Consider the following 12,746-nt stretch of genomic DNA (forward strand, 5'->3'; position numbering starts at 1 on the left):
TTTATAATAACACATCCTGGGGGGCGCTTTGCGCGCGCGCCCCGACAACTCCTTCACCCCCCGCGCGGGGCCGCGTGGGGGGCGGCCCGGGGGCCCGAGCCTTTGCCCATATGGCGGCCGGGCTTATCCGATCATTCGCAAAAAGAAAGCAAGCCTTGAACAAGAAAGCAGTTTTGGGAGTCCTGGCCGCGGCCATCGCCGTCGCCTACGGCGGCAGCACCTGGTGGGCCGGTTCGCAGATCAAGTCGCGTTACGACACCGCATTCGACGAGCTGCCGAAGCAGACCGCGCTGGTGCGCGTGGCCGAGCGCAAGTACGAACGCGGCTTCCTCGGCGCCGTCAGCACCGTGACGCTGGAAATCGGCTGCGCGCCCGATGCCGCCGCGGCCGTCGCCAGCAAGCCCGCCGAGGGCGACGAAGCGGAGGAAGACGACGAGGAGGACGCCGGCATCAAGCCGCCGAAGCAGTTGCGCCTCACCATCCGCGACACCATCCACCACGGCCCGCTGGCCGGCGGCACGCTGGCGGCGGCCACCATCGACAGCGAGCTGGTGCTCGACGCCAAGGTGCAGGCCGATGTCGAGAAGCTCTTCGGCAAGGCCAAGCCCCTGACCGCGCACACCAAGGTCGGCTTCAGCGGCGCCGTCACGACCGACCTGACCGTCGCGCCCGTCAAGCTGGCCGAGGAAAGCAAGGGCCGGCTCGACTGGCAAGGCGCGCAGGCCCGCGTGGAAGTGAACGCAGCACGCACCCAGGCGCGCTACGACCTCACCGTGCCCGGCCTGGACTTCAGCGACGCGCGCAGCGGCATCACCATGAAGATGGGCAAGCTCACCGCCAAGGCCGACATGGACAGCAGCGCCGGCTGGTTCCTTGCCACCGGCAAGAGCGAAGGCCGGCTCGACACCCTCGAATTCGCCATCAAGAAGAAGGCTGCCGCTGACGGCGCGGCTGCGGCCGAAACACCAAAGGCGCTGCCGACCGTCGTGCTCCAGGGCATCGACCTGCTGGCCGACGCGAGCATCAAGGACGGCCTCTACACGTCGAGCGGTACGCTCAAGGGCGCCGGCAAGATCGGCGAAACCAAGATCGACAAGTTCGAGCTGACCAGCAGCGCGCGCCGCATCCATGCCGCCGGCTACAAGAAGCTGGCCGACGCCTGGATGCAGTCCGGCGCCGTCAACGGCTGCGGCAAGGGCGGCAGCAAGGCCTCCCAGGCAGCGATGCAGGCGCTGGCCGAGCAGCTCGCGCCCGACCTCAAGGCCATGGCCAAGTACGCCCCCGAGGCAGGCCTCGACAGGATGCTGGTCGAGATCGACGGCAAGCGCGGCGAACTCGGCTACACGGTCAGCATGGCCGGCGTGACGGACGAAGACCTGCAACTGCCGGGCACCGCGCTGATGATGAAGCGCGGCGCACTCAAGGCCCATGCGCGCCTGCCCATGAAGTGGCTGGAGAAGCTGGCCGAAACCGGCGCCGAGAGCGGCCAGACGCCCCCGCCCGAAATGGTGGCCGGCCTGGTCGAGCAAGGCGAGGCCATGGGCTTCGTGAAGCGCGACGGAGACGACGTGACCGGCCAGGTCGAGTTCAGCGACGGCAGCCTGAAGGTCAACGGCAAGCCGCTGGGCGGCATGGGCAGCGCGGGCAAGTAAGCCGCGGTGTTTCTCCCTCCCCTCTGGGGGAGGGCCGGGGTGGGGGCACGACGGCCTCCGAAAAAAGCGCAGAGCCCGATCGAAGGCCTGCCCCCATCCCAACCTTCCCCCAGCGGGGGAAGGAGCAAGTCAGGGCCTCAGACCAGGCACTGCTCTAGACCCTGTTCCAGGATCTCGCGCGGCAGCTCGATGCCGATGAACACCATGCGGCTCTGGCGGGCCTCGTCCTTGCCCCACTCGGGGCCCAGGTCGCTGCCCATCAGCTGGTGCACGCCCTGGAAGATCACCTTGCGCTCGGTGCCCTTCATGTTCAGCACGCCTTTGTAGCGCAGCATGCGCGGGCCGTAGATGTTGACGATCGCACCCAGGAAGTCTTCGAGTTTGGCCGGGTCGAACGGCCGGTCGGCCTTGTAGACGAAGCTCTTGACGTCGTCGTCCGTGTGGTGATGGTGGCCGTGGCCGCCTTCGTGCTTGTGCGAGGGGTGGTCGCATGCCTCGCCATGCGCGTGGTCATGATCGTGGTGATCGTCTTCTTCCTTGAGGAAGTCGGGGTCGATGTCCAGCTTGGCGTTCAGGTTGAAGCCGCGCAGGTCGAAGATGTCCTTCAGCGGCACATCGCCGAAGTGCGCCTTCTGCTGCGGCGCGCGCGGGTTCATGTGCTTCAGGCGATGAATGAGCGCATCGGTCTCCTCGGCCGACACCAGCTCGCTCTTGCTGATGAAGATCTGGTCGGCAAAGCCCACCTGGCGGCGCGCTTCCTGGCGGTCGTTGAGCTGCTGCGGCGCATGCTTGGCATCGACCAGCGTGAGGATGGAGTCGAGCAGGTAGCTCTCGGCGATCTCGTCGTCCATGAAGAAGGTCTGCGCCACCGGGCCGGGATCGGCCAGGCCGGTGGTCTCGATCACCACGCGGTCGAAATCCAGCAGGCCCTGGCGCTTCTTGGCGGCCAGCAGCTGCAGCGCCTCGCGCAGGTCTTCGCGGATGGTGCAGCAGACGCAGCCGTTGCTCATCTGCACGATCTGCTCCTTCGACTCGGTCACGAGGATGTCGCTGTCGATGTTCTCTTCGCCGAACTCGTTCTCGATGACCGCGATCTTCTGGCCGTGGGCTTCGGTCAGGATGCGTTTGAGCAGCGTGGTCTTGCCCGAGCCGAGAAAGCCGGTGAGGATGGTCGCGGGAATGAGGGCCATGAAGGGAGTGCTCCGGAAGCGGAAAACAGGAAAAAGGGGGCGAAAAAGGCGTGGCCGGCAGTTTAGCCAATGCCACTGAGTTGCGTTGGTGGCAGGGTCAAGCCGGTTTCAGGCTGGCTTTCGGACCACCACCAGGCCCTTCAGGTACTCCCCTTCCGGGAATTCGATGGTCATCGGATGGTCTGGCGCTGCGCCCAGGCGCTCGGCGATATAGCCGTCCACGCCTGCATCGAGCCCCGCGGAGGCCACGATCTTGTGGAACAGGTCGGCGCTGATGCCGCCCGAGCACGAGAACGTCAACAGAACGCCGCCCGGCTCCAGCAGCTTGAGCGCCAGGCGATTGATGTCCTTGTAGGCCCGCGCGGCGCGCTCGGCATGCGCCACCGTGGGCGCGAACTTCGGCGGGTCGAGCACGATGGCGTCGAAGGTGCGCCCCTGGTCGATGAACTCCCGCAGCACGGTGTTGACGTTGGCGTCGAGAAACTCCGCCTGGATGCCCTGGCCTTCGAAGCCGTTGAGCGCGAGATGGCCGCGTGCGCGTTCGAGCGCGGGTTGCGATGAATCGACCGACACCAGCTCCGCGCCTTCGAGCGCGCCCGCGGCCTTCAGCCCCGCCAGCGCCGCGACGGTGAACCCGCCCGTGTAGCAGAAGCAGTTCAGCACGCGCCGGAAGCGCCGATGCTGCGCCAGCTCGGCAAAGCGCTGGCGGCTGTCGCGCTGGTCGAGGTAGAAGCCGGTCTTGTGGCCGGTCGCGATGTCGAGCGAGAGCTTCCAGCCGTGCTCACGAATGATGATTTCGGTGGGGCCCTCCCCGCGCAGCCAGCCCGTGACCGGCTTCAGGCCTTCGCGCTCGCGGCCGCTGGCGTCGGAGCGTTCGTAGAGCTTCATCAGGCCCGTGGCCTTGAGCAGCGCGTCGGCCAGAACATCTTTCCAGCGCTCGACGCCGGCCGAGAGAAACTGCGCCACCAGCGTATCGCCGTAGCGGTCGACGATCAGCCCCGGCAGGCCATCGGCCTCGCCGTGCACCAGCCGCACACCGTCGCTCTGCAGATCGAACAGGCCGCGGGCAGTCACGGCGCGGGCGCACACCGAGGCGAAGAACGCGGCGTCGATGCGCTGCGTTTCGACGAAGCTCCAGGCCCGCGCGCGGATCTTGGACGTGGGGCTGAACGCCGCCCAGGCGAGGAAGGCGCCGTCGTGCGACTCCACGCGCACCGTCTCGCCGGAGTCGGCGCCACCGCGCGCGATGGCGGATTCGAAGACCCAGGGATGGCGGCGCTGCATCGAGCGCTCTTTGCCGGGTTTGAGGCGAAGGGTTTTCATTGTTCGTTGCTTGCTTACTTGTCGTTCTCGGGCCTGGCCTTGGCACGCGGATGTGCCGCGTCGTAGGCCTTGGCCAGGTGCTGAAAATCCAGCCGTGTATAGACCTGCGTGGTCGCGATGTTGGCGTGGCCCAGCAGCTCCTGCACCGCGCGCAGGTCGCTGCTCGACTGCAGCACGTGGCTCGCAAACGAATGGCGCAGCATGTGCGGATGCACCGGCGCTGCAAGGCCGGCCTTGAGGCTGCGCTCGCGCAGCAGCTTCCATACCGCCTGCGACGACATCCGCAGGCCCTTGCCGCTGATGAAGAGCGCGGCCGCGGCCTGCGGGTCGCGCAGCCGGGCGGTGGCCAGTCCGGCGCAGTCTGCGCGCACGGCGAGCCAGTCGCGCACCGCCTCGGCCGCCTTGCTGCCCATCGGCACGATGCGGCGCTTGCTGCCCTTGCCGAGCACATTGGCTTCGCCCGCATCGAGATCGAGCCAGCCGCGCGCCGTGCCGCTCGCCTGCGCGTCGAGCCCCGTGAGCTCGCTCACGCGCAGGCCGCAGCCGTAGAGCACCTCGACGATGGCGCCGTCGCGCGCCTCGGTCCACGGGTCGGCCTCGGGGTCGTACAGCTCGGCGAGGCGCACCGCGTCGTCCACGCCCAGCGCCTTGGGCAAGGGCTTGCCGGCCTTCGGCGCATGCACATCCTGCACGGGGTTGAAGCCGATCAGGCCTTCGTGGCCCAGCCAGCGGTAGAAGCTGCGCCAGCACGACAGCACCAGCGCAATGCCGCGCGGCTCGCGCCCGGCGCTGTGCAGCTGCGCCATCCAGCGTCGGACGTGGGCGGTCTGCACGCGGTCCAGCGGCAGCCTGGCCTCGGCTGCGTGGTCGCGCAGGGCCTGCAGGTGAAAGGCGTAGAGCTCGACCGTACGCGCTGCGAGCCGGCGCTCGACGCGCACGTGCTCCAGGTATTTCTCGATCCAGTCCGATGGAGTGGATGCGACCGGCTCAGAAGAGGTAGCCATGGCCGGCATTGTTGATGATGGCCGCCGGCTCGCGCAATGCGCCCTTGGAGAACGGGCCCAGGGCACGCCAGCACGACGTGGGCGCCGCCGCGTACTGCACGTCGAAGCTCTGGTCGAAGCCGCTCATCTTCACGAGCCGCTCGACCCGCCACAGGTGATACGGCTCCGACACGATCACCACGCTGCGCACGCCGGCCGCCAGCAGCAGCGGACGCGACAGCGAGAGATTCAGCCGCGTGGAAGTCGACGCCGGCTCCAGCAACATCGGCCCGGCAAAGCCCGCCTCCACGGCATGCTCCTGCATCGCCATGGCCTCCGTGCGGCCGTCTTCCGAATCAACGCCGCCTGAAAAAACCAGCTGCCTGACCACGCCGGCATGCGCCATCGCCAATGCCGTATCGACCCTGCCGGTGAGGCACGGGTGCGGCTTTCCGTCGAGATAGGCGCGGCTGCCGAGCACCAATGCCGCGTCGGCCGGCCGCTGCGGCGTATGCGCCAGCAGCTCTTCGGCATGCGACCAGATGAACGCTCCGATGGCCGCGTACGCCAGCGCCACGGCCAGCAGCGCGCCGGCCAGCGCGACCTGCCAGGGCCGCCGCAACCAGCGCGGGCGTTTCAAGGACGCAGCCGCGAAAGCCCGCCCGACGCCAGCTCGGCGATACGCTCGAGAAAGTCGGTGCCCATCTCGGCGTTGAAGCGCTGCGCGTCGGGCGACGCCAGCACCAGCAGGCCGAAGGCCGGCGATTCGGCGTCGGGGCGCAGCGGAATCAGCGCGATCGACATCGCCGCCTGCGGCTCCGGCAGCCAGTTGGCCGCCTCGAAGCCCGAATTGAGCCCGCAGTAAGGCGAGGTCAGCGAAGTGGCCAGCGCCTTCACGTCGTCGCTCACCCACTGGGCATAGGCCTCGTTGAGGTATTCGCTGCCGCAGTCCCACACCTTGATGGCCGTCTGCGGCACCAGGAACAGCGACTGCAGGTCGACCGCGATGCTGTACGGCAGGCTGCGCGGATCGCGCGTGGTCAGCAGGCCCTTGGTCCAGCGCTGCAGGCGGTCGGCGATGACCACGTTCTCGGTGCCGTGGCGCACCATGTCCATCAGGCGGTGCTCCAGCGCCTTGATCTTCTCGCGCAGCATCTCGGCCTGGCGCTCCTGCAGGCTCACGGCGCGGTTGCCGTGCGGGCTGGTGAGCTGCACCTGCGCCAGCAGCTGGGCATGGCGCTCGAAGAAATCGGGCGTGTTCGCCAGGTAGTTCGCGATGTCGTCTTCGGTGATCGGATTCATGGCGTTTTTGGCGTCGTTGTTGTTCGTGAAGGGGGTCATGGCAGCTCAGGCACCTCGATATCGCCTTCGAAGACCGTGGTGGCCGGCCCGGTCATCAGCACCGGCTGGCCTTCTCCCTGCCACTCGATCGTGAGGATGCCGCCGTGCGTCTGCACGTCGACCCGGCGGTCCAGCAGGCCGAGGCGGATGCCCGCCACCACCGCCGCGCAGGCGCCCGTGCCGCAGGCCAGCGTTTCGCCGGCACCGCGCTCGAACACCCGCAGCTTGATGTTGGAGCGGTCGACCACCTGCATGAAGCCCGCGTTCACCCGCTGCGGGAAGCGCGGGTGGTGCTCGATCTGCGGGCCCTGCTCGGCCACCGGGGCTGTGTCGACGTTGTCGACCACCTGCACCGCGTGCGGATTGCCCATCGACAGCACCGCTACCGAAACGATAGCACTGCCTGCTCGCGTACCCAGCGCAAGATGCCACTTCTGCCATGCACCGTCATGCTGCGGGTCGAGCCCGGCGGTGTCGAAGGGAATGCGTTCGGGCTCGAAGACGGGGGCGCCCATGTCGACCGTCACGCGGCCGTCCGCGCCCATGCGCGGCTCGATGACGCCGGCCAGCGTCTGCACGCGCACTTCGGTCTTCTTGGTCAGCTTGTGTTCGCTCACGAAGCGCATGAAGCAGCGCGCGCCATTGCCGCACTGCTCCACCTCGCCGCCGTCGGCGTTGTGAATGACGTATTGAAAATCGATGCCTTCCGCGGGCGAGGGCCGCACGGTGAGGATCTGGTCGGCGCCGACGCCGAAGTGGCGGTCGGCCAGGAAGCGGTACTGCGCGGCGCTGAGGCCCAACGTGCCGCGCGTTTCGTCCAGCACGACGAAATCGTTGCCGGCTCCCTGCATCTTGGTAAAGCGGATTCGCATCCTCGGATTATCCGCCGCTGGCTTGGCGCAGTTTGTCCAATGCCCGATCGAGAAACGCCAGCCGGTCCTGCCCCCAGAAGCGCTCGCCGTTCAGGATGAAGGTCGGTGCGCCGAACACCCCCGCCTCCACTGCCGCCGCGCTGTTGGCACGATAGGCTGCCAGCGTCTCGGCCGCCTGCTCCAGCGCCTGCAGCGAGGCGCCGTCGTAGCCGCTCTCGTCGGCCACCGCGATGCGCACTTCCGCCTGCGACGTGTCGCGCTCCTCGGCCCACAGCGCGCGCAGCAGCGCGTGCGACAGCGGCTGCGCGTCGAGCCCCTGCAGCTGCGCGGCAATCACCATCCAGCCAGGGTACTTGTTCCAGTTCGGGTCGCTCGGCGCGCCCTTGGGATAGTGCGCGGGCGCCAGGTTCAGCGGCATGCCGAGGTAGTCGCTCCAGCGCGCCAGCTCGAGCGCGTGGTACGTGCGGCGCGGCTCCGGCCGGGTCTTCAGCGGGATGCCGCCGGTCTGCGGCACCACGGCCTGGAAGTCGTACGGCTTGAGCGTGAGCCGCACGTGGTGGCGGCGCACGATGTCCTGCAGTTGCGGGCCGCCGAGGTAGGCCCAGGGGGAGGAGAGGCTGTAGTAGCAGTCGAGCGCGATCATGTTTCGATTATCTGCAGCGCATGGGCGGTGCCGTCGCGCGCTCTACCCTTCTCTCCTTGGGGTCGGGGCGCGTGAAGGTAGTGCGCGCGGTCGCCGCGCCATGCCTGTTCCTGCTGACCCTCGGTGCTCTGCGTGCTCTCGAAGGCCAGCGTGTCGCCGTCCCAGTCGAACAGGGTCGTCGCGTGTGAGCTTCGCTTGGCGATGCGCCGGCCCAGTGCGTCGTAGCTGAAGCTTGTGGTCTCGCCGAAAGGTCTCGGCGCTGCGCATGCGGTTGAAGCCATCCCAGGTGAAGGTGGTCTTTTCTCCGTTGCGGCTGCGTTCGACCAGGTTGCCCCGCTCGTCCCATGTGTAGTGGGTGCCGGCGTAGTCCTTGAGCAGCTTGTCCATCAGCCGGCCGGCCATGCTGCGGCCATCGCCGTTCAGGCGCACCGCACGCGGGTGGTGACGCGGCCGGCCGCCTGTGTGTCCGCACCGGTGTCGGAAGGGTTGCCGATGTTGCCCGCCGGATCGAAGGCGAAGGTCTCGCGGCCCAGGCGGCTGTGGGCTTCCAGCAGGCGCCCCATGGGGGCGGGTACCGACATGGGCGAGCGTGGCGTCGCCCTGCTTGCTGATGATGTCGCTGCCCGGCCAAGTTATTCGCGTATGTCGACGCCGCGCGGTCCGGGGTCCGTTACCAGCTCCACGTCGGCGCCGAAATCCTTCTGCTCAAGCTTGTGACCCGACAGCTTCCGGTACAGCGCGCGCAGGAAATCGTGCTTGTCTTCGACTTCTTCCACGTCGGCCGCCCCCGGAACCACGTAGCCCCAAAGTTTTTCAATCTGGCCTGACGAGTAGAGGTACTCGAGGGACTCCAGGGTTCTTTGCTTGCTTACTGGGCCGAAGCGATCAAAGTCCGCCTTCATCGCATCGAATAGCTTGGCTTGGCACTCAGCGTTGTTGATATTAAATTCATCAAGATCGTCGTCGGTCATCGCCAGCAAGAAGTAATCCATTGCGCGGATATACCAAGGGAAAATTTTCTTCATGGTCGTCCATCAAGGTCCGGGAAAGCGGTGACGATCCCATTGGGGCCTCGCACCACAGTTGCAAACTTGGTGTTTTCTTTCGGGCAATTGCCGCCCTTTCTGTAGCCCTCGCCAATCGTGCGTCCCATATTGATGGTCGCTCGGTTGGTCCCCTGGCGATCCATCTCAGCTATTCCGCGCTGAATCGCATCCAGCTGATCGACGCTACTCAAGAAGCGGGTAGAGTTCGGGCCGCATTTCTTAGGCTTTCTGGTCGGATCGTCCGGTGGCACGCCATTCGTTGCACGTCTTTGCTGGTCAAGCATCGTCGTATGTGCTCCATGCCGAGAGTACGCATGCCCGCCCGAGACTGCGTCTTGCCGTTGAAGGATGCTTCCGGCCCTGCGGTTGGCTCGGTTGCCCGCCAGCCCAAGCGGGTCAATCCACTCAATCGGATTCGGCGCGTACTGTTGGAAATTTATTCCGCCGAGCAGTCCAATCGAGTCTTTGGATACGAACCGCCCACTGCGCGGATCGTAATAACGATGCCGGCTGTAGTGCAACCTCGTCTCTTCATCCAGGTACTGACCCTGGAACCGGATCGGGTTCCTGAACCCGGCCTTCCTCCCTGCCTAAGGGAAAACGCAGTCTTGCAAAGGGATATAGCCCGTGCCCGATGCGAACGCAACGGTGCACGTAGCCTTGAATGCAGTACCCGCTGTCAGGGCCGCCATTTTTTCTGCAGTAGCGGCATCGCGGGCAACCATACGAGCGAGTTCGTTTTCCGACCCGGCAACGCCTACTTTGAGCAAAACACCGCCATTCGCGCTATCTGGCCCTCTTTTGAAGCCTTTGGTCGGTCCGCCGACCACTACGCCGGAAAATGCGACTCTCTTATTGAATTCTGGCAAATCCATGGTCGAGTAACCCGCCTTTACGTAGCTTTGGTGTAATTTGCCGAGATTGATTTCCTTGGATGCGGTCTCCGAGGAAAAACTGGTGTTGGCTGCCAAGACCAGTAGTGTCAATATGAGTCGTTTCATTGGGCTCCCTGATTTACGATAAGTGCGACAAGGCTGAAAATGTTGACGTTCGAAATATGCGAGATCTAAATAGATTTTTCGATTATGAATAGCTTGATGTCGTATTCTAGTTCTTGCACCTCAAAAATAGCATCCGGATGTATTTTGAAGATGACCAAATCCTTTGTGTTTTGCTCCTTGTAGAGGCTGTGCATAAAAGACGTTGGCGCTCGAATCTTTACTGCCTCGACAGTTGTATGGCGCAGACTTACCATTTGGTAATTCGGCAAATTTCTTTGTCCGTGCCGTGAATTTCTGGATTTCCCGCGTAGATATCAAAAACAACGCCGTGCTTAAAATCTTCGGAAACCAAGGCAAAATAGTCCACCTCAATAAACCTTCCTTGTATTGATTCAAGGAGGGGACGTAATTGCCTTGCCTTGACCTTAATTACAGGATATCGTGCATAAGTGAACCCGGTTTGAGGCGAAAGACCGGGAAGAATCAGGAAGAGTGCCGTACTTTGAATGGCGGCAAACTCGAATAAATGTACGAATAAGTGGACTGCGCCTTGTATCTCTGTGCCGCGCTTGGAGTCCGCAATGGTTTTTACTCTCTCAATAAAAACCGAAGATTCAGGGAATTGAATTAAATCTAAGATTGAATCCGATTTAATCCCCAATTCCTCGAAATTTTTCTTCTGCAGAAGAAAAAGTCTCTTCTCTTGAGCCCTTGTTAAATTGAATGTCATTATTTGTGCTTCAGGCGGCTGTGGGCTTCCAGGAAGCGCCCCACCCGGGTCAGGTTGCCGCAGCGGCTGTCGCCGATGGCCACCAGCTGGCCTGCCTTGTCGTAGGCATAGCTGCGGCGGATGCCGACGGCCTCGCAGGGTTGGGTCTGCGAGATCTGCTGCTCCAGCAGTCGGCCGGCCGGGTCGTAGCGCGAGCCCTGGTGCAGGCCCATCACCATACAAATTGACTCAATAAACTCGCAGAGCCCGTTCAATCAATCCTCTGTTTGCCAGCCGATCACCATACGCACGTACCGACTCAAGCACTGCATCTGAGGATTCAGACTTATATTCAGCCATGGATTCCATCAAATTAACACTGGAGTTCCCGACAAACACTATGCTTCTCATGCCTCGGTGGTCCTCCATGAATACCCCAACCGAATGGCAACGAAGAATCAAGAATTTCAGGAATTCTGAAAAACTTCCAAGTTGAATTGCGCCCTCTACTGCCGAGGTAACATCTTCATTTCCAACCAAAAGGAATCCGGCTGCTGTGTTGTACACAGATCTCAGGTAGTTTCTCCAGTCCTCACTTTGGAAAGCGGAAGCACCGTCCAAGAAGAAACTCTCGGAAGATCCAATCAGTTTTCTTCTGAAGATTCTGCGTCGATTCATTTCTAGCAACTTTGCTCGGCCAAACGCGCCTTGAAATTCGCTAAGTTTGGGGTTGACTGCGCCAGGCAAAATCTCTGTCAACAAAAAAGCCTTCGTCATGCCGAACGTCGGAAGTGTTGCTGTGGATAGCCGATACATGTCTGCAGCTGTATGAAATCGAAACCAGAAAGCATCAGCTCCGAGATCGAGTGAAGTTGCTTCGCGGAAAACTATTCCGCCCGTATCGTTGAAAGTAGAGAAGCTACTCATCGGCCGTACTTGTTTGTCGGGCGAACATGCCCACGTTCATAGGAGATGTGCTGGCCATCGGGGTCATGGTAGTGAGGCAGCTCATAAGTTGGACAAGGGGTCTGCCTTGTTGGCGGAAATTGATGCCCGTCAGGATGCACTTTGACTTCACCAATCTTCCGGGGGCCGCCTGAGTTTTGGCCGCCGTCGCGAATTTCTTCGATGTACATTTTGCCACCTGAGCTATCTACGCCGTCAGGGCGCAATACGGTGGAATAGCTTCTCGAAGTCGGAATATTCTGAGCTCTCATCGCAGCACGCCGGGCAGCCCTGGCGGTCGGTAAAGTGACATCGCCTTGCGTTTGTTGTCGTCGCTGGGCGCCGATCGGGCATAACCCCAGAGGATCGGCCCATTCAATCGCGCTGGGTGCATACAAATAGCCATTCTCACCACCCTGTAACCCAATAGGATCCTTCGATATAAATCTCCCCGCCACCGGGTCGTAATACCGATACCGGTTGTAGTGCAGCCCCGTCTCATCGTCAAAGTACTGCCCCTGGAACCGGATCGGATTCCTGAACCCGGCCTTCCGCCCCGCCTCGCTGATCGCCTGCCTGGCTTCCCCCCAGGCCTTGTAGCTGGCCGACCAGGCGATGCGTCCCTCGTGGTCCGTCAGCTCCTGCGGCGTGCCCAGGTGGTCGCACTGGTAGAACGCGATCTCTTCCTTCGCGAACGGGGCGGGCGTGTTGAGTTGCTCCCCGTTCCACAGCGGATCCTGCTCGATGTCGTAGCGCCCGCCATTGGCTGCGATCAGCGCCTTCACGTCGGTGGTCTGGCTCAGCGCAACGGCTTGGGCCTGTCGTATCTGCACCAGCGGCACGAAGGAGCCGGGCTCGTGGATGTAGTGCACGCTGTCGCCGCGGCCCCAGGTATTCCTGGCGGCCCTCGATGCTTTGCGTGCTCTCGAAGGCCAGCGTGTCGCCGTCCCAGCCAAACAAGGTCGTCGCGTGTGAGCTTCGCTTGGCGATGCGACGGCCCAGCGCGTCGTAGCTGAAGCTTGTGGTCTCACCGAAGGTCTC

17 protein-coding genes and 1 pseudogene are annotated in these 12,746 nt (G+C 63.5%); 1 reads left to right on the plus strand and 17 read right to left on the minus strand.

What is annotated here, in order from left to right; all coding sequences use genetic code 11:
- The first annotated feature begins 155 nt into the window (after nucleotides 1-155).
- Nucleotides 156-1,652, plus strand: coding sequence for a YdgA family protein (locus ACCD11_RS25810; protein WP_413316002.1), 1,497 nt, complete (start codon nucleotides 156-158; stop codon nucleotides 1,650-1,652).
- A gap of 137 nt (nucleotides 1,653-1,789) precedes the next feature.
- On the opposite strand, the gene ACCD11_RS25815 is transcribed toward ACCD11_RS25810, so the two are convergent.
- The 17 genes and pseudogenes from ACCD11_RS25815 to ACCD11_RS25895 form a co-directional block, all read right to left on the minus strand.
- Nucleotides 1,790-2,842, minus strand: a complete 1,053-nt coding sequence (locus ACCD11_RS25815; protein ID WP_007838435.1) for a CobW family GTP-binding protein — start codon at nucleotides 2,840-2,842, stop codon at nucleotides 1,790-1,792.
- A 108-nt stretch (nucleotides 2,843-2,950) separates the two neighbouring features.
- Nucleotides 2,951-4,165 carry a class I SAM-dependent rRNA methyltransferase gene (locus tag ACCD11_RS25820; RefSeq protein ID WP_413316003.1) on the minus strand — a complete coding sequence of 405 codons (1,215 nt, stop codon included), beginning with the start codon at nucleotides 4,163-4,165 and terminating at the stop codon, nucleotides 2,951-2,953.
- 14 nt (nucleotides 4,166-4,179) lie between these two features.
- Nucleotides 4,180-5,169 (minus strand): tyrosine recombinase XerC, encoded by a 990-nt coding sequence (locus ACCD11_RS25825; RefSeq protein ID WP_413316004.1) that lies wholly within the window; start codon nucleotides 5,167-5,169, stop codon nucleotides 4,180-4,182.
- Nucleotides 5,153-5,788, minus strand: a complete 636-nt coding sequence (locus tag ACCD11_RS25830; protein ID WP_413316005.1) for a YdcF family protein — start codon at nucleotides 5,786-5,788, stop codon at nucleotides 5,153-5,155. The genes ACCD11_RS25825 and ACCD11_RS25830 overlap by 17 nt, the downstream gene beginning before the upstream one ends.
- Entirely contained in the window at nucleotides 5,785-6,489 is a 705-nt protein-coding gene (locus tag ACCD11_RS25835) for a DUF484 family protein (RefSeq protein WP_413316006.1), read from the minus strand. Before ACCD11_RS25835 ends, ACCD11_RS25830 begins: the two co-directional genes overlap by 4 nt.
- The gene (gene dapF / locus ACCD11_RS25840) at nucleotides 6,486-7,361 is read right to left on the minus strand and encodes a diaminopimelate epimerase (protein ID WP_007838426.1); all 876 of its coding nucleotides are present in this window, start codon (nucleotides 7,359-7,361) and stop codon (nucleotides 6,486-6,488) included. The genes ACCD11_RS25835 and dapF overlap by 4 nt, the downstream gene beginning before the upstream one ends.
- A 7-nt stretch (nucleotides 7,362-7,368) precedes the next feature.
- The gene (locus ACCD11_RS25845; RefSeq protein WP_056508851.1) at nucleotides 7,369-8,004 is read right to left on the minus strand and encodes a 2-hydroxychromene-2-carboxylate isomerase; all 636 of its coding nucleotides are present in this window, start codon (nucleotides 8,002-8,004) and stop codon (nucleotides 7,369-7,371) included.
- Entirely contained in the window at nucleotides 8,001-8,285 is a 285-nt protein-coding gene (locus ACCD11_RS25850) for a hypothetical protein (RefSeq protein ID WP_413316007.1), read from the minus strand. Before ACCD11_RS25850 ends, ACCD11_RS25845 begins: the two co-directional genes overlap by 4 nt.
- A gap of 138 nt (nucleotides 8,286-8,423) precedes the next feature.
- Nucleotides 8,424-8,585: a hypothetical protein gene (locus ACCD11_RS25855; RefSeq protein WP_413316008.1), complete on the minus strand. Its 162-nt coding sequence runs from the start codon at nucleotides 8,583-8,585 to the stop codon at nucleotides 8,424-8,426.
- A 51-nt stretch (nucleotides 8,586-8,636) separates the two neighbouring features.
- Complete coding sequence (locus ACCD11_RS25860) at nucleotides 8,637-9,029, minus strand: hypothetical protein (RefSeq protein ID WP_413316009.1); 393 nt, start codon at nucleotides 9,027-9,029, stop codon at nucleotides 8,637-8,639.
- Complete coding sequence (locus ACCD11_RS25865) at nucleotides 9,026-9,334, minus strand: hypothetical protein (RefSeq protein ID WP_413316010.1); 309 nt, start codon at nucleotides 9,332-9,334, stop codon at nucleotides 9,026-9,028. The genes ACCD11_RS25860 and ACCD11_RS25865 overlap by 4 nt, the downstream gene beginning before the upstream one ends.
- A 95-nt stretch (nucleotides 9,335-9,429) precedes the next feature.
- Nucleotides 9,430-9,619, minus strand: a pseudogene (locus ACCD11_RS25870) (RHS repeat-associated core domain-containing protein); the annotation flags it as partial.
- A gap of 21 nt (nucleotides 9,620-9,640) precedes the next feature.
- Entirely contained in the window at nucleotides 9,641-10,051 is a 411-nt protein-coding gene (locus tag ACCD11_RS25875; RefSeq protein WP_413316011.1) for a hypothetical protein, read from the minus strand.
- A gap of 247 nt (nucleotides 10,052-10,298) precedes the next feature.
- A complete protein-coding gene (locus ACCD11_RS25880) occupies nucleotides 10,299-10,781 on the minus strand; it encodes a hypothetical protein (protein WP_413316012.1) in 483 nt (160 codons plus the stop codon).
- Nucleotides 10,781-10,999: a hypothetical protein gene (locus ACCD11_RS25885; protein WP_413316013.1), complete on the minus strand. Its 219-nt coding sequence runs from the start codon at nucleotides 10,997-10,999 to the stop codon at nucleotides 10,781-10,783. The genes ACCD11_RS25880 and ACCD11_RS25885 overlap by 1 nt, the downstream gene beginning before the upstream one ends.
- A gap of 10 nt (nucleotides 11,000-11,009) precedes the next feature.
- Nucleotides 11,010-11,687: a hypothetical protein gene (locus ACCD11_RS25890; protein WP_413316014.1), complete on the minus strand. Its 678-nt coding sequence runs from the start codon at nucleotides 11,685-11,687 to the stop codon at nucleotides 11,010-11,012.
- A complete protein-coding gene (locus ACCD11_RS25895) occupies nucleotides 11,684-12,577 on the minus strand; it encodes an RHS repeat domain-containing protein (protein ID WP_413316015.1) in 894 nt (297 codons plus the stop codon). Before ACCD11_RS25895 ends, ACCD11_RS25890 begins: the two co-directional genes overlap by 4 nt.
- Between the last annotated feature and the right edge of the window lie 169 nt (nucleotides 12,578-12,746).

The sequence above is a fragment of the Variovorax sp. Varisp36 genome (genome assembly GCF_047304235.1).
Taxonomy (GTDB): Bacteria; Pseudomonadota; Gammaproteobacteria; order Burkholderiales; family Burkholderiaceae_C; genus Variovorax.

Coding starts and splice junctions, on each gene's coding strand:
- ACCD11_RS25815 (WP_007838435.1), bottom strand. CDS start 2,842: ATGGCCCTCATTCCCGCGACCATCCTCACCGGCTTTCTCGGCTCGGGC.
- ACCD11_RS25820 (WP_413316003.1), bottom strand. CDS start 4,165: ATGAAAACCCTTCGCCTCAAACCCGGCAAAGAGCGCTCGATGCAGCGC.
- ACCD11_RS25825 (WP_413316004.1), bottom strand. CDS start 5,169: ATGGCTACCTCTTCTGAGCCGGTCGCATCCACTCCATCGGACTGGATC.
- ACCD11_RS25835 (WP_413316006.1), bottom strand. CDS start 6,489: ATGACCCCCTTCACGAACAACAACGACGCCAAAAACGCCATGAATCCG.
- dapF (WP_007838426.1), bottom strand. CDS start 7,361: ATGCGAATCCGCTTTACCAAGATGCAGGGAGCCGGCAACGATTTCGTC.
- ACCD11_RS25845 (WP_056508851.1), bottom strand. CDS start 8,004: ATGATCGCGCTCGACTGCTACTACAGCCTCTCCTCCCCCTGGGCCTAC.
- ACCD11_RS25850 (WP_413316007.1), bottom strand. CDS start 8,285: ATGGCTTCAACCGCATGCGCAGCGCCGAGACCTTTCGGCGAGACCACA.
- ACCD11_RS25855 (WP_413316008.1), bottom strand. CDS start 8,585: ATGTCGGTACCCGCCCCCATGGGGCGCCTGCTGGAAGCCCACAGCCGC.
- ACCD11_RS25860 (WP_413316009.1), bottom strand. CDS start 9,029: ATGAAGAAAATTTTCCCTTGGTATATCCGCGCAATGGATTACTTCTTG.
- ACCD11_RS25865 (WP_413316010.1), bottom strand. CDS start 9,334: ATGCTTGACCAGCAAAGACGTGCAACGAATGGCGTGCCACCGGACGAT.
- ACCD11_RS25875 (WP_413316011.1), bottom strand. CDS start 10,051: ATGAAACGACTCATATTGACACTACTGGTCTTGGCAGCCAACACCAGT.
- ACCD11_RS25880 (WP_413316012.1), bottom strand. CDS start 10,781: ATGACATTCAATTTAACAAGGGCTCAAGAGAAGAGACTTTTTCTTCTG.
- ACCD11_RS25885 (WP_413316013.1), bottom strand. CDS start 10,999: ATGGTGATGGGCCTGCACCAGGGCTCGCGCTACGACCCGGCCGGCCGA.
- ACCD11_RS25890 (WP_413316014.1), bottom strand. CDS start 11,687: ATGAGTAGCTTCTCTACTTTCAACGATACGGGCGGAATAGTTTTCCGC.